The 24,821-nt window shown below is 48.0% G+C and carries 22 protein-coding genes; 8 read left to right on the top strand and 14 right to left on the bottom strand.

Annotated elements, in window-relative coordinates; genetic code table 11:
* Positions 1-66: 66 nt before the first annotated feature.
* The 7 genes from ACKFKF_RS09900 to ACKFKF_RS09870 are packed head-to-tail and all read left to right on the top strand — an operon-like array spanning position 67 to position 11,440.
* Complete coding sequence (locus ACKFKF_RS09900) at positions 67-663, top strand: hypothetical protein (protein ID WP_446867578.1); 597 nt, start codon at positions 67-69, stop codon at positions 661-663.
* A gap of 41 nt (positions 664-704) precedes the next feature.
* The gene (locus tag ACKFKF_RS09895) at positions 705-1,058 is read left to right on the top strand and encodes a hypothetical protein (protein ID WP_446867577.1); all 354 of its coding nucleotides are present in this window, start codon (positions 705-707) and stop codon (positions 1,056-1,058) included.
* A complete protein-coding gene (locus ACKFKF_RS09890) occupies positions 1,055-3,925 on the top strand; it encodes a hypothetical protein (RefSeq protein ID WP_446867576.1) in 2,871 nt (956 codons plus the stop codon). The genes ACKFKF_RS09895 and ACKFKF_RS09890 overlap by 4 nt, the downstream gene beginning before the upstream one ends.
* Positions 3,926-3,953: 28 nt before the next feature.
* Positions 3,954-4,886: a hypothetical protein gene (locus ACKFKF_RS09885; protein ID WP_446867575.1), complete on the top strand. Its 933-nt coding sequence runs from the start codon at positions 3,954-3,956 to the stop codon at positions 4,884-4,886.
* Between the two features lie 18 nt (positions 4,887-4,904).
* The gene (locus tag ACKFKF_RS09880) at positions 4,905-6,071 is read left to right on the top strand and encodes a hypothetical protein (RefSeq protein WP_446867574.1); all 1,167 of its coding nucleotides are present in this window, start codon (positions 4,905-4,907) and stop codon (positions 6,069-6,071) included.
* A 13-nt stretch (positions 6,072-6,084) separates the two neighbouring features.
* Positions 6,085-8,124, top strand: coding sequence for a hypothetical protein (locus ACKFKF_RS09875; RefSeq protein WP_446867573.1), 2,040 nt, complete (start codon positions 6,085-6,087; stop codon positions 8,122-8,124).
* 7 nt (positions 8,125-8,131) lie between these two features.
* Positions 8,132-11,440: a hypothetical protein gene (locus ACKFKF_RS09870; RefSeq protein ID WP_446867572.1), complete on the top strand. Its 3,309-nt coding sequence runs from the start codon at positions 8,132-8,134 to the stop codon at positions 11,438-11,440.
* Between the two features lie 56 nt (positions 11,441-11,496).
* Here ACKFKF_RS09870 and ACKFKF_RS09865 read toward each other — a convergent pair whose 3' ends face one another.
* The 14 genes from ACKFKF_RS09865 to ACKFKF_RS09800 form a co-directional block, all read right to left on the bottom strand.
* Positions 11,497-12,624 carry a trypsin-like serine peptidase gene (locus ACKFKF_RS09865; RefSeq protein WP_446867571.1) on the bottom strand — a complete coding sequence of 376 codons (1,128 nt, stop codon included), beginning with the start codon at positions 12,622-12,624 and terminating at the stop codon, positions 11,497-11,499.
* Between the two features lie 108 nt (positions 12,625-12,732).
* Positions 12,733-15,468 carry a CHAT domain-containing protein gene (locus ACKFKF_RS09860; RefSeq protein WP_446867570.1) on the bottom strand — a complete coding sequence of 912 codons (2,736 nt, stop codon included), beginning with the start codon at positions 15,466-15,468 and terminating at the stop codon, positions 12,733-12,735.
* A gap of 392 nt (positions 15,469-15,860) precedes the next feature.
* Entirely contained in the window at positions 15,861-16,046 is a 186-nt protein-coding gene (locus ACKFKF_RS09855; protein WP_446867569.1) for a hypothetical protein, read from the bottom strand.
* 3 nt (positions 16,047-16,049) lie between these two features.
* Positions 16,050-16,526 carry a Uma2 family endonuclease gene (locus ACKFKF_RS09850; protein WP_446867568.1) on the bottom strand — a complete coding sequence of 159 codons (477 nt, stop codon included), beginning with the start codon at positions 16,524-16,526 and terminating at the stop codon, positions 16,050-16,052.
* A gap of 25 nt (positions 16,527-16,551) precedes the next feature.
* On the bottom strand, positions 16,552-17,391 hold the full coding sequence (locus ACKFKF_RS09845; RefSeq protein WP_446867567.1) for a ThiF family adenylyltransferase: 840 nt from the start codon (positions 17,389-17,391) through the stop codon (positions 16,552-16,554).
* Positions 17,360-18,037, bottom strand: coding sequence for a Mov34/MPN/PAD-1 family protein (locus ACKFKF_RS09840; RefSeq protein WP_446860397.1), 678 nt, complete (start codon positions 18,035-18,037; stop codon positions 17,360-17,362). Before ACKFKF_RS09840 ends, ACKFKF_RS09845 begins: the two co-directional genes overlap by 32 nt.
* Positions 18,037-18,771, bottom strand: coding sequence for a hypothetical protein (locus ACKFKF_RS09835; RefSeq protein ID WP_446867566.1), 735 nt, complete (start codon positions 18,769-18,771; stop codon positions 18,037-18,039). The genes ACKFKF_RS09840 and ACKFKF_RS09835 overlap by 1 nt, the downstream gene beginning before the upstream one ends.
* A complete protein-coding gene (locus ACKFKF_RS09830; protein WP_446867565.1) occupies positions 18,750-19,553 on the bottom strand; it encodes a hypothetical protein in 804 nt (267 codons plus the stop codon). Before ACKFKF_RS09830 ends, ACKFKF_RS09835 begins: the two co-directional genes overlap by 22 nt.
* Positions 19,554-19,555: 2 nt before the next feature.
* Complete coding sequence (locus ACKFKF_RS09825; RefSeq protein WP_446867564.1) at positions 19,556-19,975, bottom strand: hypothetical protein; 420 nt, start codon at positions 19,973-19,975, stop codon at positions 19,556-19,558.
* A 9-nt stretch (positions 19,976-19,984) separates the two neighbouring features.
* Positions 19,985-20,566, bottom strand: coding sequence for a hypothetical protein (locus ACKFKF_RS09820; protein WP_446867563.1), 582 nt, complete (start codon positions 20,564-20,566; stop codon positions 19,985-19,987).
* Between the two features lie 63 nt (positions 20,567-20,629).
* Positions 20,630-21,223 carry a siphovirus Gp157 family protein gene (locus tag ACKFKF_RS09815; protein ID WP_446867562.1) on the bottom strand — a complete coding sequence of 198 codons (594 nt, stop codon included), beginning with the start codon at positions 21,221-21,223 and terminating at the stop codon, positions 20,630-20,632.
* A gap of 2 nt (positions 21,224-21,225) precedes the next feature.
* Complete coding sequence (locus ACKFKF_RS09810) at positions 21,226-21,414, bottom strand: hypothetical protein (RefSeq protein WP_446867561.1); 189 nt, start codon at positions 21,412-21,414, stop codon at positions 21,226-21,228.
* 54 nt (positions 21,415-21,468) lie between these two features.
* A complete protein-coding gene (locus ACKFKF_RS09805; RefSeq protein WP_446867560.1) occupies positions 21,469-21,927 on the bottom strand; it encodes a hypothetical protein in 459 nt (152 codons plus the stop codon).
* A gap of 142 nt (positions 21,928-22,069) precedes the next feature.
* On the bottom strand, positions 22,070-22,273 hold the full coding sequence (locus ACKFKF_RS09800; RefSeq protein WP_446867559.1) for a hypothetical protein: 204 nt from the start codon (positions 22,271-22,273) through the stop codon (positions 22,070-22,072).
* 244 nt (positions 22,274-22,517) lie between these two features.
* Here ACKFKF_RS09800 and ACKFKF_RS09795 point away from each other — a divergent pair, with 244 nt between their 5' ends.
* Complete coding sequence (locus ACKFKF_RS09795; RefSeq protein ID WP_446867558.1) at positions 22,518-24,821, top strand: tetratricopeptide repeat protein; 2,304 nt, start codon at positions 22,518-22,520, stop codon at positions 24,819-24,821.

Genomic DNA, 24,821 nt, shown 5'->3' with positions numbered 1-24,821 from the left:
GGCAGAGGTACTACACCAGTACCTCTGCACATGATGAGTTAACAACGTTCACAAGTACTTGCTTTTATGCTGACTCAAAATAGAACTCGCTCAGAACATGCCAACATTTTTGCCCGTCTGAGTTCCACATTTGGTTTAGACATCCAGGATTATTTTTGGCTTTCCACTTGGGCAGGCATGTTTGGTTACTTCTTCTACAAAACACCTGTGTTGATAGCCATTCTGACTATTGGCTCTCTGGCTGCTTTTGCCCTTAATTGGGTAGGCAGTCGATTGCCCTACTTCAACAAACAGTGGCGCACCAAGATTCGTCCCTGGCATTTGCTGGTTCCAATCGGGGCGATCGCTCTTACCCTCGACTCCGTTACCCCGGCTCATGCCATCTTCCTGTCCGGCATGGAGGGATTTGTGACAGAACTTGCAACCCAAAGTGCAGGTGGTGGAGAGGGCATTTCAGAAGAATCAATCGGTCTGGTGTTTAACGTAATCCGAGCTATTTTCCTGCTTTTGGTGGCAGTAGCAGCCCTGTTTGCTTATAACCAGGCACAGCAAGGTAACGACTGGAGACCGATCGCGACTCAAGTGGGTTTGGCATTCGGTGTTGTCTTGGGGCTGGACGTAATCACTGCCATCTTCGTGCCCCAAGGAGGTGCTGGAGGTTAACTTCACATTTTGCAGTTGGCATTCTTTACAGCTTCAAAATTATGGCAATTCGAGATCCAGATAGGGATTTTGTCAAAGTCAATAAAGCACTGGGCAAGATTCCCAGCATTGGTCCTGTCCCTGCTAATCAAATTTTGCCCTGGATCGCCATCATTATCGGCTCATGGGTCGTGACGATGGAGCTTTTCAGTCTAGGATTAGCCGCTTTCTTCGCCGTCTGTTTTTGGCTGATTGCAACCTGGTGGCTGCTCACCGGCAAGCATTCCTATGACTTCACAGATCGATTCAAATCAACACCAGGTTCGGACTGGACAACAGGCTATTGCCGCTACTATTCCCTACTGAGAGTTCGCGAACAGACTCACAGAGGTAGCCCAGAAGGAAGACCACGATGAAGGACAATTTGAAACCAACATCCGTCATGGATCAACGAGGACAATCCCATCGCCTCTACCCATTCGAGAACTTCCTTGACCTGTGCTGCATAACGCGATTGGTTAAGGACAACCGGGATATTGGGGCTTATCTACTAAACAAAGGCGGAAACTGGCAATTGGTGTTTGGGTTTCGATTACAGGGATTGCACACTACCTTGACCCGTGAAGAGATCATAGCGATCGCTGCTCAGCTTGAAGAAGCAATGAAAGAGTGTCCGCCTGGAGAATCTTTGCGCTTCTACATGAGTTGCTTTGCCGATGACCATCAACGGCAGCAAGAGCTTGAAACCCTCGTCAGGCAGACTCCAGATCCACTGGCAATGGTGTTGGGGAGATCGGAGCAAAAGCGGATTCAGCAACTGACTCACACGAGCGATCGCCGACAGTGGAATTCGCTAATCTTTTGCACCTACACCATTAATACCGACGGTCAGCAGCGATGGGGAGATTGGATCAGCAAGCTTTCGCAGCGTGTGACCAACCTGCTGGATGCCATGCGGGGTGCCAAGAATGAATCCTACAAACAATTCCTGGTGCAGGTCATGGGCAAAGGGTATGAAGCCTTTCTCAACTGGGAACGACTGCTCAATACTAAGGCTGGGCTGGAGCTTACGCCAATGACGGCACCCGACCTATGGGGCTGGCTCTGGCAGCGGTTCAACCAAACTCCAGCTCCACCAATTCCGCAATTGCTCACTTGGCAGGATTCAGTAGGGGGCATTGAACTGACTGAGGAAACTTTAGCAGAACGACACTCCACCACAATTTTGATTCAGGGAACCCAAGGACATTCCGCCTGTCCAGAACATCGCCAGAACCGGGAGTGTGTTTGGGTTAACCGTCGCGTGGGCGGGTTACTGTTCATGCAGGATGCGGTTGAAGGCTGGCTCAACACCCGCACCCAACTGGCAGCCCTCTGGAAAGCGATGTCCCAGCCTTACGTGCGCGACACTGAAGTGTTAGTTGAGATCGTGCCTGCCTCACGCTTTCTGATTAATGACAACCTGGCACGAACCGCTCGACAATCACGAACGGCTTCCACCCATGCATTTACAAAGGGACAGGGGCGCGATATTGGTGCTGAGGTCAAAGCCGAAGAAAGTTTTGACGCTCAACGCAAGCTTTACAAAGGAGCAACCGCGCTGCACGTTGCAGTTGTTTTCACGGTTTGGCGCAATACCTCTGATGAGTTGGACAGCGCCTGTGAGATGTTGGCAAATTCCTTCGGTTCTGCCAATGTGGTGCGATCGCGTCACGTTTGCTGGCAGATGTGGCTTCAAACGTTACCAATCACACTCCAGCGACTGTTGCAGTTCAATGGGCTGCTGGACACCGAAGACCGTCGCCTGACTCTGGATAATGAGACGGTTGCTGGTGTGTTGCCGCTTACGGTTCCACGCGATCTCGATCGTCGCGGCGTGGAATTTATCACAGCAGAAGGAGGCAAGCCAATTCATGTAGACCTATTTGAGGAACAAACCGTTCATGCCCTGCTAACTGGACAGACTGGTTCTGGTAAGTCTGTGTTGCTCTCTCAATTCATCACCCGTGCCTTAATGTCGAACATTCCAGTGGTGGGAATGGACATGCCGACTGCTGCCGGAGAATCAACCTTCAAGACCTTAGTGGAAGCACTAGGACCTGAAAGAGGCGCATACTTTGATATCAGTCAGGCACGGAATAACTTGCTTGAACCACCTGATCTCCGAGCTTTCAGCGGAGAAGAGTTTGAGTTGCGCCTGAAATCGTGGAAGGAGTTTGCCCGCAAAGCACTCAACACAATTGTGATGGGTAAGTTGCACTATCCCCACTTGGCACAGCGAGTGGACGATTTATTGCTGCAAGGATTAGATGTATTTTTGGATGATTCAGAAATAGTGGGGCGATACAACCAGGCATTCAAAGCAGGCTGGCGATCGACCGAATGGCAGCAGATGCCAACCCTGTATGACTTCATCCGCTACATCTCGAAAGAGCGTCTGAACCTCAACTCCTTTGAAGCAATCGATGCTCAAGCAATCAACCAAATTCGCTCACGGCTTCAGGCAGTCTTGGCTTCACCGTTAGGAGATGCGATCGGTCGTCCCAGCTCGTTATCACCAGAACCTTTGATGAAGTTCTTTGCCTTAACTGGACTCAGCAACGATCTGGATTCGCTGGTGCTGTCGATCGTGGCACATGGAGCCTGTATCCGTAATGCCCTGGCACATCCAAAGAGTCTGTTTGTCGGTGATGAGTTATCTACACTGCTGAAAAAAGATGGGTTTGCCAATATTGTGGGTGAATTGTGTGCCACCGCTCGGAAGGACGGGATATCTGTTCTGCTTTCCTCCCAAGACCCAGACACGATCGCGACTTGTTCAGCAGGGGCAATGATTTTGCAAAACCTGACCTACCGCCTCACCGGACGACTCACGGCAAATGCTTGTGCATCTTTTCATCGCTACTTGGGCTATCCGATGGACATCATTGTCCGCAATTCATCCGAAGCCTACTTACCCCGCCGATCTGGACTGTATTCGTGCTGGTTGATTGAGCGCAGTGGTCGATTTTGGAATGCCCGTTACTATCCTGCGGAGATGCTGTTGGCAACGGTTGCCAGTGGCGAGGATGAACGGGCTGCCCGCACTCGTGTTCTTGCCCGCTATCCCAACACCCAGATCGGTAGGATTGAGGGATTAGCCGCGTTTACACCTGCTTATATCGCCGCTCTCAAAGAAGGGCACGGCTTTGCCCATATTGGGACGAAACCAACCATTGAAATGATTCCAGCTACTTCTGAACCTACTCCCGAATTAGTTCCTGTTACAGCACGCGCCAGTTAATTCCCTTGATGTTCCATTGGAGATTACAATGCATTCATCTAAATTTATCCTCCTCACCTCGTCGCTTTCTGCTCTAGCGATCGCCGCATCCCTCGACCTGATGCAACCCCAACGAGCATCCGCTCAGTACACCGATTCAACTGGGCTGCCAGTAAGTACAGGTGGGTTTGCTGGACCGACTCAGAGTGGTACTCTAAAGCAGGTCAATGTTGCTAGCGAACCGGGTGAGATTTTCAACACCGCTAGAGGAGTACTGGAGAATCCCAACCGATGGTTGAACATCGCCAACATCTTTGGGTTTGACAATGGAGCGATCAATCAATTGCTACAATCAACTCTGGCAGGATTGGGCATCCCTGACTTATCTCAACTAACTGCTACCATTTTCCAGGGCAGTGGCGACAGTACGACTCCCTCCAGACTCGCGGCATCGCTAGAGAATCGAACAGACAAACCCAGCTTCAGTGTCAAAGCTGACTTGGCTCAAAGTTCTGAACGAGATGCCAGTCGAGGAACAGCATATGGTTCTGTGTTGAGTCAGCAAGCACAAGCGCGAGGAAAGCAGAATCTGACTGCTGTTGGAAATGCTGCGAGTACCAGCGGCTCTCTAGCGCAAGAATCTCAAGGTTTAGATGTTACTCAGCAAATTCTACAAAACGTTTCGCTGCAAATGGGTAAGCAAGCAGAAATTGAGGCAGCACAATTTGGTGAAGCCCAACAAGCCCGCATCGATCGCGCACAAGACCTGCTGTTGCAATCGCAAATGGCTGAATCCATTACCGGACGCAACGTCGCGGATCGTCGCAATGAAAGAACAACGGCTCGTTCCGCTGCCCGTGGCATGACCTGGCTGAACCTGCCGGGGGGTAAGACGTTAGCCGGAGATAGAGCGACCAGCAGCAGTCAAACAGCATCATCTTCCAACACTCCATCGGCTTTAAGTTCGGCGTTGGGTGAATAACGTTCGGAGATCTAATCAATGACGGGAATAATTCTGCCAGTTTTGGCGCAGCTTCAAAACAACCCAGCCGGAGCAGCCGCTAATACAGTTGCCAACACCTTGGAACTCAGTCAAGCCACATCAGAAGCTTGGGATCGGGTATGGCTGTCCATTTTCAGAACAGGCTTTGCCACTGGAGAAGTCGGATTATGGATCGCCCTGGTGCGATTTGCCATTACGTTGGGTGCACTCTCTATCATTTTCCTGGCGATCAAAGAAGGCAAAGAAATTCTCGCTCGGCAGTCCTGGTCAGACCTCGCCACAATGTTCGTGTGGCCCCTAGTAGTGCTGTTCTTTCTCTCTGGCAGCGGCAATCTGCTAGCGAACACTGTTCTGCTCATGCGTCAGATCGCCACAGCCCAAGTGCGTCAGGTTTTAGAAGTGCAGGTTGGAGGACTGACATTCAATCAAGCAATCTCCAATGTTGCTTTGACTCAATCGGCACGAACTCAAATCGATGCCATTTACCTCGAATGTCGAGACAAAACAGGGGATGCGCTAATTACCTGCTGGAATGACCCAGCTAAACGGCAAGCTGTTGAACGGATTGTGTCAGCAGCCGAACGAACCAACAATGGTTCACTGGGTACGCTCCAACAATATGCCCAGACTTTGTTTTCTTTATCAGGTGCAGGCGTTGCAACAACAGCAGGCACAAATATTGCTGCTCTGCTGGGTAACGGCGAAGGCATCGATATTTTTGAGCCGCTGGCAGCACCCTTGCAGAAGCTGATTGAGTCATTCCTCTGGGCGCTCACCTGGGCATTTCTCAATGCTCTAGAAGCTGCACTGTTGGTCACTGGGCTATTTGCGCCGATCGCAATGGCGTTGAGCGTTCTACCACTGGGCAGCAAACCTATCTGGGCATGGGGTATTGGGTTTATGTCACTGTTTGGAATTCAATTGGGCTGGAACATACTTGTGGGGTTGGTAGCATCGATTCTAGTAATTGCCAACGCTCAAGCGATCGCAGATCTGGCATTTCCGGTTTTCATCGCCATCTTTGCGCCGATCTTGGTGACTTCTGTTGCGGCTGGGGGTGGTCTTTCACTCTTCAGTGCCCTTAACAACTCCGGTGGTGCCATTTTCAATGGGTTATCGAACCTCACAGGCGCAGTCACCTCGCTGATTGTGCGACGAATTTAATGGAGAGGAGCTTATGGCAGTCACAACCCGCACCCCAAAAGCAACCCGACAGTCGTCATATCAGGGGAAAACTCAGCGATCGCAAACCAGCAATCATCTGACTGACCCGGCTCGGCTTAAGCATATCTACAACACTTTGACGAAAGCGATCGCGGCGGCTCCTCAAGGTGAATTCCAGTCCTGGGATGACGTAAAGGCATACGTAGAGGACTTCTCACGGGCAACAGGTAAAGCACCAATTGCAATGGAACTGTGCGATCGCGATGGAGACGTGCGGGGATTTCGTTTTTATTTAGAGCAATGCCCCGCTGAACGCACAAGTGGTTCGTATCTGATCAAAAATCTCAAGGCGGCAGGGGCTGATCTTCCGGTTGACGACAATTACTTCACACCTTCATCGCTGGCAGCTGTGTTAGGGCTGGAGTCTGAGCAAGCACCACTGGATCTGGATGCAGATGAGTTTATCGTCGATGGCGATGCAACTGATGCAACAGGTGATGTTAACTTGGACGACGATTTAACCGTTCAACCATCTCAAACTCGCATCGTTCAACCAGTTGCTCAGGCATCCGGTGAAAAGTTAGGATTAATTGATGAAGCGATCGCAGATGATGATCTGATTTCACCAAGTTCCAAGAAAACAGCTCAGAAATCAGCACCGAAGCCTCGACAATCATCCAGACCAACAGCACGGCAGGAAGAACCGATCGAGTCCTCCGTGTTGGAAGCCGCTAACCGAGCAACTCAAGGACTGGCAAATGGAGGCGGTGCGACTGTTGATGGATTAAATGTCGCAGGCGGAACTGGACAGCTTGCCACCAGCACGATCGCCGTGGCGATCGCCCTTGCCAAAGCTCTAGATGACCCTGATCAACGTCGTCAAGCCAGACTCAAAAGGTTAGCAGACTTGACAATGCGGCAAGCACAGCGATTGGATGATTTATCAGAGCGGGCTGAAGTTTTATCATTACCCCCAGAAGCCCCAGAACCGACGAGTGATGAGGTATCACCTGCTGTTACCGAACCGTTTATTGAAGCGACAAATACACTCACCAATAAAACCAATCAGTTATCTCAAAAACTTGATCCTGTACTTAACTCATTAGAACCTTTAGAACTGAATCGACAAGCAGCCGTTGACGAACAAATTACTCAAATCGAGAACTATCTCAAACAACTATCAAAACGGTTGGATCGATTGGAAGAAGCGATGACGCGCCTGGAAGAGCAATTTGCTCAACTCCAATCGCCTCCTCAGGAAATGCAATCTGAAGTTCTTGAACCAGAGGATTCTATAAACCTATCTCAGCCAAATACCGACGTGCTGAATGCAGTGGATGCACTGGTGGATGAGCAACCCCGAGCGTTCACATCTGACGAACCAGAGCCAGATGACAATCAATCACGGTGTGCAGCATCTTTATGGGGTTATGCTCAGATACTTCAATCATCAGGGGAAGACTCTGAAATTCCGTTATCAGACAGCAAGACGCTCTGGGTTGATGTACAGGGTAATTCCACTCGCTTGCTTGTTTCGGATGCCAACCTTAATGATATTTGGTTTGAAGCAGAGAAATTTAATTCTGGGCAGTGGCAGGTTCACTATAATGAGCTTTCCGAAGACGATCGACAAGCCATCTTGAACTTGCCTCAAACTCCAGCACGGTACGCCCAAATCGCAGCCGCCCAGGGAGTAGTGGAAGCATTTCAGCAACAGGTGACGTTTGGCGATCGCCCGGTCAGCTTTGCCTGGGCAGATGGCGATGGCAATCCCAAGTATGAGTTTGAGGTCACGGAACCGCGATCGGATGGTTCACGGTTGCTCACAGGTTACGGAGTAGGTAGTAATAATCAGGTGCTTACTGCAACACTGGCAGCCAATAAGCCACCCCAAATTCAGCAGTGTGAAATCTCGCATGATGAGATGGAATCACTACTTCGAGATTTGACACCGGAACCAGAACAAATCAGCCAGGACAAACAATTAGAGCAGACACCCCAGCGGGATCAGAAACAGCGACAGTTAAAACGTCCGCGTCAGCCAGAACTATGAGGTGGGTATGGAAACGACTCGACTAGAAGGAAGTGGGCTTTCGATTCCGACCTGCTATGTCACACCAGAAGGCGATCGCAAATGGTTAGAACCGCAGGTCGTGCGCCACACTTTACTAGAGCAGCTTTTTTCACCCCATGAACTGAAGTCTTTGCTGTTGGTCAAGTTGGACCGAGAATCACTCGATGCAAAGCACTTGAAAGCCTGTCGGTTTGAGGATGGCATCACCCGCAAACTGGTGTTCAGTTCCGACAAAAACTTCTATTTTGCCGATCAGTCGCTAGCAGAGAAGCTGACCCAATTCTTTGCGACTGAGCGCGATACGGCTTGTCGTTATGGGTCACTGTTGGTGAGCGATTGCTACAAGGGCATCACATCGCTCAACCACCTCAACCTCAAGCTGGTAGACTACTCCGATCCCGACTATGCAAAGTTCAAAACCCACGACTGTCACGGCAAAATCTCACCCCAACTGTTTGAATCACTGGGATTTGAGGGCGCTTCCCGCGTTCACGCAGTGTCTCCAGAGGAGAGTCGCCCCTTTCAGTTTCGGATGGCATATGATGCCAGTCAGTCTCATCAGTCAGCAGCGCCGATTATCAGCTTTCTGGCGAAAGGAACTCTCTTAGTTGATCCCACACTACCACCCGGTGTTGATCTGGTGATGGATCGGTCTTCAATCAAGGGTGTCCGCAAAGACCAATTGGATGATTGCTTACCCTGTGGCGACTATCACCTGCCCTCGGTTGCCTTTGGGAATCGTGCCAACGCTGAAGTATCTCGTTACAGCAATTCCTGGCAGTTTTCCATGTGGTATTCCAAAGATGCGATCTTGGCGGACTTTCTGAAACCCACCCTGAAGCAAGCCCACGAACTAGCCGACAGGCAACGCAATCCGCTTCATCTGGCTCAATACCTGGTGAATCAATACGACAAGCAACAGCAGTTTCGCCAGCAAAGTGATGCAGAAGATGTCGGGGAGGATGGGGAGCGCCAAGAGTCTCGCATGATTTCGATTCTGCGTCACGACCGCCACGGACTCCTACTCTACGCTCCCAAAGTTGTGGACTTCATGGAATCTCAAGTGGCTAACCGTTGGCGGGAATTGGTTGTCAATACAGGCTTTCAACACAGTTCTGGTATGGCGCAACCGGGTCTTGAGCTATCCCGTGGCACGATTTGTGCGCCTCACCTGCCCCAAGGCGATGTCATCGTCACTCGCTATCCGATCGTCTCGTCGGACAACATCCGCGTCTATTGCAACACTCACGATCCTAAACTGTGTGAGGTCAAAGGGGCAGTGTGGATCAATCCCAGGGATGCGGCAGAGTATCACCAGTGCGACTTTGATGGCGATCAACTGATTGCTACCCCTGCCAAATGGATGCCGAATATTGCCAAAGAAACGCTGCGAGCTGGAGAGGCAAGACGCTTTCCACCCGTCGTCAAACGGCAAAAAGTGCCCTACACAGAAGTACAGGATGAGAACGGCAACTTCACCTACAACACTCTGCCGAAAATCGCGGCGGCGGTGTGTCAGAACAGCATTGGGCGAGTTGCCACGCTGATTGGGCGGGTACATACCTCGCTACCCACACCTGACGAAGCAGCTTCACCGATTGGGCAGAAGCAGTTTGCCCACAAGCAACAGAAGCTTCTGCATCGCCTGATGGCAGCTCTGCAAGTAGAGGTTGATTCGCCGAAAAGTGCTGATCGCCTGGAAAGCATTGATCCATCGCTGTTGGATGACACCAAACAATGGCGCAAGGAACATCCATCGCCCTTCTTCGATTTCCAGAAAGATTCTCATCTGTATCGGAAGTTTGGGCTACCGACTCAGGCACCAGAACAGAGTGAGGTTTCGGTGCTGTGTGCGATCGCAGAACAAATCAATCCGCTCTGGGAAGCCACCCAATTGCGATCGCTGCCTCGTGAACACTTCCGCTATTTGTTTGAACGGGAGGATCTGGATGTGGATGCGCTTGATTGGGCAGAGACGTTGAAGGAACGGGCAAAACAGGCAACGGCCCAAATCCGGGAGATGAGCGGTGAGGATGCGGAGGCATTCAGGGAGGCATTGGGCAACCTCTATGAATCCTACCGAGCGGAGATTCATGAAGCCTTTCCCGGCGATGGTGAAAAACGTCAGATTGCCGCCGCCGTCTGGCACACCCAGCACACTCGCCCGGAGTTAGATAGACCGCGTAAACAGTCGATGGAGGTCGCGAGGAAACTGCCCATCACCTTTAACCAGGGCACTTTTACGCTCCCCAGCAGTCCCTATGAGGTTGAAGCCTATGAGTTGAGTGTGCCGTTCGATCGTGCTCAGGACTGGATGAATAGTTTGGAAGCTCGTCATATCCGCTATGAAGCCGTGGTTAATGCTGCCCTGCCCGTGGTGGATTTTTACCTGCCTGATCTGTCGGAGCGCAATGCAGCCGTCTTGCAACAGACGTTTGGCAATCAGATGATTGACATCGACCAGATTCCTGATGATCTGCGAGTAGTTCCCCCAGTGGATCTGACCTGGGCGCAATGGGACGGAGATATAGGCAAAGCGGCGCTGGCATACACGTTGATGACAGAGCAGGTGATCAACCAGCTTCAAGAGTTTGAGATCGAAGCAATTAAGGCGATCGGCATTGCTCACAACGATTACGCGACGGAGAACTTCTCACGCTGGCGAAACCGAATTCAGTTTGAAGTGGTGCCCTATGAGTTAGACCCCAATCATCCCAAGTACCATGCGATGAATGGAGTGCCTGTGCTGAAGGTGAGAGATGGCGGTATTCTGGGAACCTTTGCTCCGGAGACTCCCAAGTTACCGATTGGAGCAACCTTTGAAGCTGCGATCGCGGACTTTACCCGCTCGATGGTGCAGTTGCAGGTCGATCCACGATCGGTACAGGTGGATCGGCAGTCGGAGGAAGCACATCAAAGTTTGTCGCCATCATCCGGGCGGCAGTCTTTGCAAGTGGTTGGATCAGCAGAACCGAGGGAGTTGAATGGAGAGCGATCGACGCAAGCATTGTTGGCACAAGCTATTGCTCAAACCTATCATCGGTTGCCTTCACCTGCGGAGGCGGTTCAGTTACCGATTGGCGCACGCTGGCAAGCGACGGTGATGGCGGGTGGCGACTATGCGGTGCGCGATGAGCAGGGTGGGTTGGTTTGTCACGGCAATTTTGAGACGGGGGAAGTGGGTGAAGCAATGAATACTGTCAGGGCAGAGAAGTTTCAGGGAATGGTGCAGAAACATAAAGCCTACGGCATCTCAGAAACGCAATCGGTTCCCAAAGGAGAGTTACAGAAATAGCCATTATGTCTCGTTATCGTAACCCCAAATACAGGTGATTTTGACTGTACTTAAGTTTATTTTCCCGAGCGCATTTTTGCAGCTTGAGCGAACCATTGAGAAGCCCGAACAGCGCGATTACGACAAATACCAGTAGAATCGTACTCTAGATCATTACTGGTATCATAAATTACATTGCCTTCATTATCGCGTTTTGTAATCCTACAAACTTCTCGACTACCACCTTTTGGTATTGTTGATGCATTAAATGCATTCCAACCTGCATGAAGTCCAATGATATAGTATTGCTCATCAGCGAACTTTGCCAAGATCGCACTACCTGAAGATCCCCCGGTAGAATCACAATTGTGAATAATCAAACCTTTTGAAATCTGTTCACCTGTTGCGCCATATTTTGCTGTTCCATCCGGCAGAAATGCTACCTTTAAGTTTTCGGAAGAGCCTTCAATCGAGCATCCGACATGAATAGCAGCCGTATCCATTTCTTTGCCTTCAAGCTTTTCTTCTGCTCTCTGTTTTCGAGTAGGATAATCACCAGAGTAGCCAGCCAATCTCACCTGATTTTTCAGTGCTTTGAGAACTTTTGAATTCGAGAAATCCAGCGTTCTCCAACCTAAGTAGCCATATTTGTCTCCTAGATTTCGGTCTAATTTGAGAATAGCCCAATCCTCTGACCACTTCACACCCGCTTCCCAACCATAGATATAGTCGATTACGGTTGCACTATCTCCTTGAGCAAAATCGCCCTCGCGAAGATTTGGCTTGAAAACAATACGAACATTTCCCTTTTGTTCAGTACTTCGAGAAATAATTGGTCGAGGTTTATCTTCTTGCAGTTCAACCAGACAATGGGAGTTTGTAAGAATTAAGTTCTTGCCAATTAAGGTTCCTGTACATTGACTAATTTCTTTATCCTTGATCACCCAATCAATGCGACCGATCGCTGTCCAGGGAAACTCTCGCTTCGTTACAGGAATACGGTTATCTTCACCAAGAATAGCGCGAGGCTCATCGGACTGTTCTAAATCAGCAGGACGATAAGTTCGACCATCCGTTTTAGGGTTAAACGCAATGGAAACTGGAATCAATGCTTGAGAGGATTGTGCGCTAACAGTTATCCAACTTCCTGAAAGCAGGACACATAAGACACCACAAACAAATAAACTGAGAAACCTTTTAGACATAGAACTCCTTCACACAAAACTTTTGACTATAATAAACAGCGGATTTGCAAGGATTTTACCATAAACTCTACAGGTGGACTTACACGGTTACGTTTCTGGATACAACGATTACTTCTCCCACTCACCATAAAATGCGAAAGCTGCCCATTTGTTGGGATTCCTTTTGGCTCGCCACATTTCGATTTGAGTTTGTTGTAAAGCAGCCGACGGACTTAATCCCTCTTTCAACATCCTGTGATAAAACTTTGCCATTAGTCCTGCTGTAGATCTATCGCCTACATTCCACAGAGACGCTATGACACGCTTTGCGCCAGCAGACATAAAGCCTCGCGTCAGTCCGATAATGCCTTCTCCCCGTAAATTCTTCCCTAATCCAGTTTCGCAAGCACTCAGCACAACTAACTCGGCAGATAATCTTAGATTAAAAATCTCATTTAGGCGCAGAAAATAATCTTCGATCGACTGACCTTGACGATTGAACCGCGACAAGACCAATCCAGAGAGTTCAGGTTGGCTATCGCTAGCGAAACCATGCGTTGCGAAGTGCAGAATACGGTACTGTGAAAGCGAAGACTCCATTACCCACTGCTGAGTGGCATTGGTGTCAAATGCAGATAACGTCTGACTTGGTTCACTCACCGCTGACAAAATTGCCTCGGCTTCAATGCGTGTACAGGGCAGTTGCTTCCGTACACCTCCAACAGACCGCAGTGCCGTCTCAACGTCAGAAGCTAAATCCCTATTTGAATTAGAACGATTTGTACCTTCTTTACTTCCATTTCGCAAAGATGGGCATGCGGATCGATTACTTCGCTGTGTAATATCAAATCTAGGGTCAGCAAGAATTGCCAAGGCTTTGGGTGCAGGCTTAGAAGAGCGCTGACGGATTGCATAGATAGACGATACGGAGGGAACATTAATGATTTCATGCCGCGTCACTAGAGGAACGTAGTTTTGAAACCTTTTGGATGATGAAGGCTCCTTACAGGCATCCAGATCTGCTGCATTAGGTGAACTTTTTTCTTGAGCACTTGGTAGGGGCAAAGCTGCAAATGGAATATTGTGCAAAACACCATCTGCTGAAATGACTAAGCGCTCTTTCTTGTAAGTATCAAGAAAATCTCTGGGAAGGATCTTCTGACGTAGACACTCTCCCGTCTGAGCAATAGCTTTAGGAGGGTCATTGTTTTTGAGTCGTTTATAAAATTTTTCGGCAGCAGCCTCGATTTCTTTGCGTCCGGGCAAGGTATATACCTGGAATCCAAAAGCTGAAGACTCCTCAGATACAGATTTACCCGCAACAAAGAGATAACTTACTGATTCTCCAAGGTAGTACTGCAAGAGAGTAGCGTTGTCAGGTAAGGCACCTAAATATATATTATTAATTTTGCTATTGCTGTTACTTCCTTTACTTAAATTACATTCAGCGTCTGTCAAGCCTGCTGGAGCAATATCATTGATCATAATGCTTTTTTCAGACGCTCTATACCGACTTCCATTCATTAATGAATCTAATCGTCTTGATAGATCAATATATTGCCGTTCAAATTTAGCAATTTCTTCTGACGAAGTAGCAGCATTGAGTTTTTTCTCAATATCCTTTAACTCTAGCTGCAATCGACTCGTTTCATTACGTAAAGCTGGTTCAATTTTTTCTAAGTTAAGTTCACCTCTTGAGCGTGTTAACAGCTCCAATAAAGTTCGAGAGCGGCTTTGTTCAGTAACATCAAATGCTAACATTCGGCATGAGAGCTTTTGAAAAACATCTGAAGATTTCTGACTCATCTCCATAAGAATATGGATCTTAGTCTCATAGTAGTCCTGTACTGTTGAGAAATAGGCTATCCGCAAGTCACGGCTATCAATTTCATTTCGTAAACCTTCAGTAAGAGTTATAGCCTGGTTAATCGCTTCTAGCGACTCCACTAGCTTCTTCTGCCTTCCATAAATTAGTGCAATGCTGTTGTATATTTGAGCTACCTTGTCTAAATATCCTCCTAAGTTTTTCCAAATGGTTTTAGCTTTGCTCAGGAAACTAATTCCTTGATCTAAATTACCTGATTTTGAATAATATACACCTACATTTTGATAAACAGTTGCAATTCCAGCCTGATCATTCCCTCTTTCTGCTAGAGGTAAAACTTCGTTTAAGTAGTAGTCGATTACTCTCTTAGTATCCCATCTTCCTAACTTCTGATTAGCTTCAGCAATTATGGTTAAAGTTGCATTTGCCTGTAACCATTCCTTCTGATGCAAGAAGAGGGAATATGCTTCCCTAAGGTAGGGCAAAGCCTCTTCTAATCTATTGTTATCAGCAAGAACATAGCCAAGATTGAGCAGAACATTGGCTTTGCTATCGAGGCTCTCAACTTGTGGTAATAAATCCTCTCCCTGAGCAAGATAATATGAGCCTAATTTGGAATCGCCCAGACCATAATAGATTCTTGAAATGTAAATAAGAACTCTGGCTAAATCACCTTGATTCCTAACTTCTTTCCATAAGAACGCTGCCTGACGGTAATGTTCTATAGCTTGATCGCCTTTCCCTAGTTCTCCACAAACTATTCCTAGATTACCGAGAGTCCTAGCTTTATTTTCTCTTGCTTCTTTTCCTTCGTATAGAGGCAAAGCTTGCTCAAGATAGGTTTGAGCAGCTTTTAGATCACGTATTCGATAATAAGACCAACCGATTTGGTTGAGTGTAACAGCTACTTCATTTTGATTGCCTTGGTAAAGTGGTAGTGCCTGTTTCCAAAGCTCAATCGCTTGACGGAGAGATTCCTCTGTTCCCTTCTCATAAAGCTGAGATGCTTTTTGAAAAAGGCGATCAGCTTCTTGACTCAAGCTACTCTGGGCAACGATTGCAGTAGATGAGTCAGGCGAACTGATATGATTCTCAGTTAAGCACCATCCCGGTTTAGGGTAGAGGAGAAAGCTGACAAATAAAACCAAGCTAGAATATGTCCATTTCAAGGCTGGTTTCCACAGCCCTTTCCGATGATTAGTGCGATTATCCATCCTTTTTCCCCAGCAAACCGTTAGGCTTATTTTCTCTTCTGATCGCCTATTGTAGAATTGATCGCCTCTTAGATAGACGCGGTTTCACAAACTGCAACTCAACAGTGCGATCGCTCCTCGCAGCTTGCTATTCTGTTAACCGCTGACCTCAATTGTGTGACACCTGCTGCACGTAGATTACGCTACAACCCTTGGTTGTGGTCAAGGAAACGGGACAATCACAAGTCGCCTACTTGGTTAGATTCCCGACAAAAACGTTGCATCTCCCGCAAAACAGTCAAATCAGTCTCAGTTTTCCGCATCTCAACCCACTGATTCAACTGCTCAACACTGACCATCGGGAAAGCGCGACTGCTGACAACATCGCCATACTGCCCATCCTGAAGCAACTGAATCTTCAGCATACTTCACCTGTACAACCAGACTTCCGGTACTCCCATCGCCTGATAAATCGCCATCTTACTGGCTGAAGAACTCGCAATGTTCACCTCCAGCGCCAAGTTAGGCAGCAGGCTTTCCGAAACATTCCCCTCCATCCCCTGTCCCTTCGCCGCATTCTGGATGTAGAAACAGGTGTCTGGCTCAATCCCGCGATCGAGTTCCTCTCGATTCAGCGTCACCGACCCAAAATCATTCGCTTCCATCCCGAACTCCATCGCCAGCATCGTAATGATTTTTGCCAGCAGCCGATTGATAATTTCGTGAGGTTCTCCCGGCATCCTGATTTCCAACACTCCCCGGTCATAGGCAATTCGAGTCGAGCGATTTTCTCCCATCTCTTGCAGCAGGGCTTCATAGGTTTTCCAGGTCAGCCCCGCGATCGCCATCGCACTGCCAGGAGCCAGCTTAATTTGACTAATTGGTGCCGAAATCACGGTCGTCATGGGTTAGTTCTCTGGTGAAAGTTGCCTATCCATTCGCTCGAATTACTCGCATTATAGCCGCTGGGGTCGTGTACTTCGAGGTCATGACTCCGCTCGTCTGGTCAAAGTACACCGCAAACCGCTTCAGGCATCCGCTCACCAACTCCAACGCTACCTCCGCCATCAGCACCGCTGTTTGCGGATTCACCATTAAACCTTGAGCATTCAGCAACAGCAATTCCGCACAGGATAGTCGATTGTCCAAGTGCTCTTCCGGTCTACTGATCAACAGTTCTGGCGCTTGCATACTGGGCGCAGGTAGCCAGATGCAGCCCAATTCACTAAACTCGTAATCCTTTTGAATCTTTGAGAGACTGGAGCCAATCAACACTTGCCCAAAGCGATCGCCATTCCCGCCATCAATCCACCACACCTTGGGGCTGCGGTCATCATTGAATTCCAACGCTTTTGCGAGACTAGCTCTGGCTTTGGCATTATCCACACAGCCCATCAGAACCGTCAACGTGTTGTAGTTTCGAGCAATCATATCTGGTTTGAAGGGTTGAGCGATCGCCCACACTGGCAGCCCAAACGCTATCCCATACCGAGCCGCCAATGCCTCCGCTTTGTTTAATCCTACTTCCGCTTGACAAAAACATTGCCGCGTCAGGTTTTTCGCCTCAACCCGATCTGGGTCAACCAGTACGAGACTTGCACGCTTCCCCTGTTGGCTGAGATGTTGTAACACCCGACATAGCAACTGCACCAGAAACGATCCAGTTCCTCCACAACCAACAACCCAAAACTCGGTCGTTTCTGTCAGTGGCACAACCACCGGGCGAGCATCGATTATTTCATAGTTCAAGATGCGATCGGTTGATAGCATAGTACACACTCCCATTGGTTTGGCACAGGTCGTTCAGTCCGTGGTTGGCATCTACGTCAAACACCTGCTGCACAGGAATTGTCCAGCCATGTCCAAATAAGCCAACCCGTAGCAAGATTTCAGATCGAACTTCTGTAACATTGCCCAACACCCCATAGATACGAAAGCCGCTGCACTCATCCGTATCGTCAGCCGGTGAGAAATAGGCAGGTAAATTGCCATGACTGTGAATTTCGATCAACGCCTGGTGAGTAGAAGAGTCTATGCTGGTATCAAACGGTTGGCAACTGGTTTGGCTTTGCAGTTGGTCGGGGGTGATCAGTTGCCATCGCCCATCTTCTAGAATCAGATGAAACAAGACCTCCTTTGGACAGTCGTGATAGGCGTTCGCCCATAGTCGCCACAACAACTCTTCAGGAACCAGCGGGTTCAGTTGCATAAATGGTTGGAGTTCAACCAAGCCTTTCATCGGTTGCTCATGCATAGAAATCGGCATCAGCACAGTTAGACCTGGACGCTGAGCACGAACAAACACACCATTATTAGCAATCCAATATTCAATGCTACTGGCGTGTTGCATCGGCAAAGGCAATTTTGTAACAATATAGTACTCAATCAAATGAGGAGTAATAGGTGACTGATTCATCATGTAATAAATTCCTCGACTAAATCTGCGATCGCTAGATATCGATAGCCCTTGCAGGCTGGCATTAAGTCATTAGTTGGATAGGTCTTGCGCCGCCGCCTACTCAAGGCAGTGAATTGTTGCCTGACATCTAAGTGATGACTGCGCGATTTGCCATAAACCAGATCTCCGTTAAAAGGACTGGAGATGAACAACTCCCAGGCTTTAATGATGTTTTGGGGAGAAGCGATCGGTGGGCAATTAGTGCCCCAGCAAATCTTGCCGTTCTCATGCACGTTAGGTAATGGAGCATGGTAGCCTGCTGCATCTAGCTCAAACTGCTTGTTTGATACTGCCCAAATGCGGTAATCCCTGCCAACTCCAACCATTACCATTCCTGGCAGTGGAACCTGCATTTTTCCTGTTTCCTGCAATTCGATCGTCTGTTGAGCCGGTGGCATAAACAAAACTGCCCACTCACCAGCGGTATTGGAACCGCAACGCACAACACCGTTCGGCAGCCAGCCCGTATCAATCCGTTCAATGTGAAAGGCTCTCTGAAGGGTTTCCGGTGAGAGGCACTTGTACTCAAAGGCAAGGGGATGGTCACTCACCTTACGCTTATAAACATACATGCCGTTCGCTACGAAAATAGCGGCTTCAAGCTGTCGCCAATCTTCGCTTTTCAGGGTTTGCAACACTGCTTCTTGGAGAGCGGCGCGATCCTCAAGATTCAGTTGTAAAGTGGGTTCCATAGCTCCAGTACCTTGTTAAAGCGGGGCGTTAAATCCCCTTCCAACCAGTCCAGCAATGCCTCACATCGACTGAGAATAATTTTTGCTTGTCTCCACTGCACTATCAACAAACGGAGATTAGCTTCTGTCCAGCGCAGGACGGTATCGCCGCCGTAACCGAACCATGCCTCATTATTGGTGCAATCGAGCCAAACATTACCTGTGGTTTTGTCCAGCAGGCTTAGCAGCAAAGGCACAAATCGGAGTGGGGGGCGTTGCTGGTTAAACCGTTGACGCAGATGTTTGGAAGACACGCGATCGGGATGTTGAATTTGGCTCAAGCCAAGGTTGAACTGACCTTCGTACCACTCGTTGCCGTCAAGGGTTTCTAACCAGTGCCGTCCTTCCCGGCTCAACGGTAACAGGATTTGAACGGCTGGACGTGACCGCTCGATCGCATCCTCTTCGTAAACATCAATGCCCATATCCAAAACAGGAAGCCCATCTAGTTGAGCTTCACCCGCTCGTTCAATTGTCCACATGCCAACTGGAATGTGTCGGTCAAGTTCCTCTAGAAATTCAAGCTCCCGATGCGTATGCCCCTCTAGACTATGACATTCATACAGAGATGCCGTGCTGCTGGCAAACGGATCGGGGAAGAAGGTTTGGTACAACGCTAATAATTGATAGCTCGTTAACCGTTCTTCGAGGTACGAGGCAGCACTCATTAGACTAACCGTTTCCCAGGGATGGTATTGATGTAGTCGGTGGCTGATTTCAGCGTGAGTTGTTGGGATTCGCATAGCTAAAATCCAAGCGGAACAATACTGTGGGAGGAGGCTTGATCCAATCGATGCAAAGTCGTTTTAAGTGCTTGTTCCCACTTCTTGCTTTGTTCGAGTGCAGATTCAATTTGCTGGGCGATCGTACCTGCATTAGCAGTATCGATCCCAACTCGTAGTTCCAGTTGTTGTAGTGCCAAACAACACTCCACACCCGGATTAATTTCAATTGCAGCAGCATTGAAGACTTCCAATAGGTTGCTACCTTTCGTCCCCTTACGAGGAATCAGATCAATCCGACTATCTCTCCGTTTAATTTCGGCTCCCGCCAGCTCTGGACTGAGGGTACTGAACAGTTGTCGTAGTAGCTCATCGCTTTGAGCAATTTCAGCATCGATCCAGTGCTGCTGACCTTCTAAAACAACCAGTATTTTTGATTCCATCTTCTATCCTTAAAACAACGAAATTTGAGTCGATTGGACAGGCTTGACTGCTGAATCATTCGATGGGACTTTAGCAGGCAGTGAAGTTTGCTTCGGAGTTTCTTTGGCTTGAGTCTTCGGTTGCTTCTGCTGATAACGCAGCTTTCGTACAGGCAAATCCTGATGCAATGATTCCAGCAGATTGTTCAGGACAGGCGGTAGCTCGCCCAAATCTGATTCATCAATCAATGTGGCAATGGGAAAATCGTCGTAGCTAGTTGCTGTAATCAACACTTTGCGGGGTTGACCCGGCTGCCAGCGTAGTTGCACTGTGATTGGTAATGAATCCAATTGATAGGTACGATCGCTTTGTTCTGTTGATTGTTGAACAGTTGACGATCGCGACTCTGTTTTATTTTCACTTTCAGATTTTAACCACTGCAAGCAGGGCTGATCTGCTTCGTATCGTTCTCTGTTAAAGAGCAAGCTACGCTCTCGAAAAGCTTTTTCAGGACTGGATTCATGAACCAGTGCTTCCAGGTTCTCAGCGGTATCGTGACGTATTTTGGCGACACTCTCGAAACTGAGCCATTGTTCAGTCTTGTCAGACATCAGCATCCTCCAATCAAAAAGGGCACTGAGCGATCGGTGCCTTATTTCAACACAATTTGCAGGTCAGGAGTTTTGAGCTACTTTCATTCGCTCTAGACTGGTTGGAGCAAGTTCGTAAACCACTTTGCGCCTCCGTTCTACCTGAGTGCCTGTAACTGGAATCCCGCGTTTCCAGGCATCCTTCACAGCGGTTTTATTCACGCGACGTTCCTCAACTACTTTGACCGTGATGTACTCAGTCGGCACCTGGCTCATGTCCACTACTTCACAGGAAGGAGGATTGAGTTTGATGCGAATGCGGCGCTGCTGTCCGACAGCTTCGGAGGCAATCAATCCAGACTCATTAAGTTGCAGAATGGTACGGTCGAGACCCTCCCGCCAGCGAGTCAAGCGATCAATCTCAGCCACATGAATTCTGATCAGATGCTCCATCCTAGCTTTAATAGCAGCCAGTTCTGCATCGATCTGATCCGCGAGTTCTGCATGAGCATCGATCGCGGCTTCCTGACTGTCTTGCAAAAGCCAAAGTTGTTCCAGTACTTCAGTTTCTTGCTCTGGTGTTTCAGCCCCAGTCAAGTGTCGCCAAGTTTGGGCAGCGAGAATGCTGATGCCTTTGAGCGATCTCAGAGCAATAGAGGGTGGAATTGTTTTAGGCATCGTTACCACCTCCCACACACTTGATAATAGTCGCGACGGGTTTCAACCTCAGCTTCAAACTGAGCAAGAGCTTCTGTTTCTTGTTGGTCTTGCTTCGACTTGCGCTTTGGCATTGGAGCGTTGAAATCGAGCATCCACAGCCAGCCTAGTTCCAAAGGATTTTGCAATCTTTGAGAATTCAAATACGCCATAGGTTTGAGCAATCAATCGTCATGCTCAAAAGCGCGGTAGCGGTGGCGATCACATTACGAAGCGTTGAACAAGTCATTTGTTGCTTCTGGATTCGGCGGCTGTTCGGTAATGGACAAGTATCCTGCTCGACTGGCTTCTATGAACTTTTCTACGGCAACGCGAAAGACCTGTTGAGTTTCCGCATCCGCGATGATGAGGTAGGTGCTCCCTTCCGCGCTGATTCCAACTTTTTGAACGACACCGCCGATGAGTGATGAGAGACGTTGTTGGTATGCGTGAAAATCTTGCAATTTCTGCTGCCGCTGCCAAACATGAAAATCGACGCTGTTCGCTTCGGGCTGGTGTTCAGAGAGTTTCAATTGACGAGTGCGATCGAACACCGCCTCTGGCACTACACTTTGCAGGTGAGTATCAATCGCATTAAACCCAACGGCATGGGCACTTTGCCAAGGCAAGAGGATATGAAAGCGGCCGTCTTCGCCAATCAATGTGAAATTGAGGTAATGGTTCATGAGGTTAGCCTTTTACCGATCATCCCCTCAGCGAAGCGGTAGCCTCTTTGTTAAGGTTGTTGTGCAAAAATCGCTACCTTTTCGCAGTAAGCAGAGAAAAGCCTCCCGATGGGTTTTTCAGAAGGCTACGCTACTGGTAGATCTACTTTTGACGCTGATCAGGCGGATTAACAATGACCCGGATCAGGACAGAGAGGGCAATAATGATGTAAAACATATCGTTGCCAGAAAACACTGGCGGGGTTGGAGGTGCGATCGCCGCACTGGGACTGGTCTGGCTTATGGTTTGACTGGCGGTTGAGGATGATGCGGGCGATGATAGAGTGAACTGGCAATTGAAAACCATAGCCAACCTCCAATTAAACGTTTGTACTAATAGTCTCCAGGTTGGGCTGGTTTTCAACCAGGGAAAATCCAGTGGTTAACCCCGAATTTAGTGGAGGCAGGCTAAAATCCTCAACTCCTTTGCCTGTAATGGTTTGAGGGCATATAGCTGGGTTCCCTTGATCTAAGTGAACGCCTTGCGGATGCTTATCTTCCCCAAAGTCCGCCAAAATAGCAGTAATGCCAGAGTAAATTGATCAGGACGTATGAACGCTCCCAAACGAAACCGTGCCCGTGTGCTGACACCGGATGGGCTGAAGAAGCTCCGGGAACGACTGCGATCGCATGAGATGGAGGAGAATTCTGGCTACAAATATACGCTGGAACGATTGGGAGAGTTGACTGGACTCGACCCTGAGACAGTGAAGAATGTTCTGGATTGCAAAGGCTCCGATAAACGCACGATCGCCCGCTGCTTTGAATCCTTTGGCTTGACGCTGACAGATAGCGACCACATTCCAGCAACTCAGGCAACCCTAACCACTGATCCCAATTTTGTGGGACGGGATGAGGCGATCGCCGATCTCAACGCATTGATCAGCCGCAATGCCAGGCTCATTGTGATTCAAGCAAGGGGCGGTGTGGGCAAAACTACCTTAGCGCGCAAATATCTCCAGCAGGAGTTTGGCTCCTTCCTAGAGTTTCCCATTGCCAAAGAGACGAAGGACATTGCCTCGATCGAAAGCCTAATTGAGGAAAAACTGCGGCAATTGGGAGAGGAACCAGGACGAGAATTCTTTGTATCCCTCGATCGACTCAAACGCAAACTTCAAGATGAGTACATTGGTATCTTAATTGATCATCTAGAGTCAGCCCTAGATTCATCAGGAAGATTTATTACAGCACATCGTCGATATGTCGAATTACTAGGAGTTTTAACTGATTCTTCGGTACGATCAACTACTCTGATTACTAGTCGTGAACGTTTGCGAGAAGTTGATGTTACAGTACATCATTATCTTTTAAGGAATCTAGATATTTCAGCTTGGGAGACGTTCTTTCATACTAGACGAATTCCTATTGACAAGCCTGCTTTAGTAGCTTTGCATAATGCCCATGGTGGAAATGCTAAAGCAATGAACATAGTTAGTAGTACTATCTTAGAAGATTTTTCAGGTGACATGGGGGAATATTGGAAAACCAATCAAGATGAATTATTTATTGAGCAAGATTTGGAGGATTTGGTAGCCAACCAGTTTAACCGCTTAAAGCGACTCGCTCCTGATGCCTATAAGCTACTCTGTCGGATGGGATGTTATCGTTTTCAGGATATACCAACCGTACCTAGTCGAGGATTGTTTTGCCTTCTTTGGGATGTTCCAGAAAAGAAGCATCGGAGAGTTGTTAAGTCATTGCAAGATCGTTCGTTAGTTGAGTTTGAGAATGGAGAATACTGGCTCCATTCTGTCCTTCGAGGGGAGGCAATCGTAAGACTTAGAGGAACTAGAGATTGGGAGACAGCCAATCGTAAAGCAGCAGAGTTTTGGACAAATAGCGTGAAGGCAGTTACGAGTATAGGGGACGCTTTGAAGGCATTAGAAGCTTACCATCATTATCTAGAAAATCGTGACTTCGAGCAAGCCGCAAACATACTTCTCAAGAAAAGAGATAATTCTTTTTCAGAAAACCTTTCTCCTGGGGGTTTACCACAGAACAGCCTTGCCTCTTCATTTTGTATACTTGGGGTGTTTGAACCAATGACATCTGCAATCATTGGGATAATTGAAAACGTTAATAATAAGTTGGATTTTGGTTATCTTTATCACAAGCTGGGCAATTTGTATTTACTAACAGGCAGCATAAAAAAAGCTCATGAGTGTTACGAAGAGGCACGAAAAGTAGCAGTTGAGTTCAACAGTAGAGATCTTGAGGCAGAATCTTGGCATCATGTTGGGCTTTGTAAAATAGAGCTTCTAGAACTTAAAGAAGCAATACCGATTTTTGAGATAGTCAGTTCACTTTCTGAGGATACCGAATTTCATAGACGTGCAGTAGTTGCTTGGTCAAGATTAGCCTTCTTACATTCATGCTTAGGAAATAATTTAGAAACAGAGCACTTTATAAAGAAGATATACAGTGATTTACCAGGAATCAGCTTAAGTATTAGAGGTTTAGGATACACATTGCTAAACATAGCTACTGCACACAAAAATTTAGAGGAGTATGAAAAGTCGTTTGAAGTCTATCAAAGAACCCTCTTACACGCTAGAAAAAATCACTTTACTCAAGTTGAGGCTTCAGCTTTAAATAGTATGGCAGAACTTTATCGTAGTCGAAAAGAGTTTGATATAGGAATTCCAAACCACTTAAAGGCAATTCAACTTCTAGAAAAGATAGGTGCCAAATGTGATCTTGCCGAGGCATATTATCAGCTTAGTATAACCTATCAAAGCATGAACGAAGTTGAAAGGAGCTACGAAAACTTTCGTAAGGCAATGCATCTTTTTAGTGAAATGGAAGCACCGAAACAGATAGAGAGAGTGAGGCAGTCAATGCAAAATTCCCTTTAG

Source organism: Phormidesmis sp. 146-12, assembly GCF_052939495.1.
Note: the sequence above shows the minus strand (reverse complement) of the source record. Positions and strands in the feature narration are given on the sequence as shown.

What these genes read in the sequence shown, in the direction of transcription:
- ACKFKF_RS09810 (WP_446867561.1), bottom strand. Translation starts at nt 21,414, where the DNA reads ATGGCGTATTTGAATTCTCAAAGATTGCAAAATCCTTTGGAACTAGGC.
- ACKFKF_RS09855 (WP_446867569.1), bottom strand. Translation starts at nt 16,046, where the DNA reads ATGCTGAAGATTCAGTTGCTTCAGGATGGGCAGTATGGCGATGTTGTC.
- ACKFKF_RS09875 (WP_446867573.1), top strand. Translation starts at nt 6,085, where the DNA reads ATGGCAGTCACAACCCGCACCCCAAAAGCAACCCGACAGTCGTCATAT.
- ACKFKF_RS09845 (WP_446867567.1), bottom strand. Translation starts at nt 17,391, where the DNA reads ATGCTATCAACCGATCGCATCTTGAACTATGAAATAATCGATGCTCGC.
- ACKFKF_RS09885 (WP_446867575.1), top strand. Translation starts at nt 3,954, where the DNA reads ATGCATTCATCTAAATTTATCCTCCTCACCTCGTCGCTTTCTGCTCTA.
- ACKFKF_RS09835 (WP_446867566.1), bottom strand. Translation starts at nt 18,771, where the DNA reads ATGGAACCCACTTTACAACTGAATCTTGAGGATCGCGCCGCTCTCCAA.
- ACKFKF_RS09865 (WP_446867571.1), bottom strand. Translation starts at nt 12,624, where the DNA reads ATGTCTAAAAGGTTTCTCAGTTTATTTGTTTGTGGTGTCTTATGTGTC.
- ACKFKF_RS09900 (WP_446867578.1), top strand. Translation starts at nt 67, where the DNA reads ATGCTGACTCAAAATAGAACTCGCTCAGAACATGCCAACATTTTTGCC.
- ACKFKF_RS09890 (WP_446867576.1), top strand. Translation starts at nt 1,055, where the DNA reads ATGAAGGACAATTTGAAACCAACATCCGTCATGGATCAACGAGGACAA.
- ACKFKF_RS09895 (WP_446867577.1), top strand. Translation starts at nt 705, where the DNA reads ATGGCAATTCGAGATCCAGATAGGGATTTTGTCAAAGTCAATAAAGCA.
- ACKFKF_RS09800 (WP_446867559.1), bottom strand. Translation starts at nt 22,273, where the DNA reads ATGGTTTTCAATTGCCAGTTCACTCTATCATCGCCCGCATCATCCTCA.
- ACKFKF_RS09815 (WP_446867562.1), bottom strand. Translation starts at nt 21,223, where the DNA reads ATGCCTAAAACAATTCCACCCTCTATTGCTCTGAGATCGCTCAAAGGC.
- ACKFKF_RS09830 (WP_446867565.1), bottom strand. Translation starts at nt 19,553, where the DNA reads ATGCGAATCCCAACAACTCACGCTGAAATCAGCCACCGACTACATCAA.
- ACKFKF_RS09825 (WP_446867564.1), bottom strand. Translation starts at nt 19,975, where the DNA reads ATGGAATCAAAAATACTGGTTGTTTTAGAAGGTCAGCAGCACTGGATC.
- ACKFKF_RS09840 (WP_446860397.1), bottom strand. Translation starts at nt 18,037, where the DNA reads ATGAATCAGTCACCTATTACTCCTCATTTGATTGAGTACTATATTGTT.
- ACKFKF_RS09880 (WP_446867574.1), top strand. Translation starts at nt 4,905, where the DNA reads ATGACGGGAATAATTCTGCCAGTTTTGGCGCAGCTTCAAAACAACCCA.
- ACKFKF_RS09795 (WP_446867558.1), top strand. Translation starts at nt 22,518, where the DNA reads ATGAACGCTCCCAAACGAAACCGTGCCCGTGTGCTGACACCGGATGGG.
- ACKFKF_RS09870 (WP_446867572.1), top strand. Translation starts at nt 8,132, where the DNA reads ATGGAAACGACTCGACTAGAAGGAAGTGGGCTTTCGATTCCGACCTGC.
- ACKFKF_RS09805 (WP_446867560.1), bottom strand. Translation starts at nt 21,927, where the DNA reads ATGAACCATTACCTCAATTTCACATTGATTGGCGAAGACGGCCGCTTT.
- ACKFKF_RS09820 (WP_446867563.1), bottom strand. Translation starts at nt 20,566, where the DNA reads ATGTCTGACAAGACTGAACAATGGCTCAGTTTCGAGAGTGTCGCCAAA.
- ACKFKF_RS09850 (WP_446867568.1), bottom strand. Translation starts at nt 16,526, where the DNA reads ATGACGACCGTGATTTCGGCACCAATTAGTCAAATTAAGCTGGCTCCT.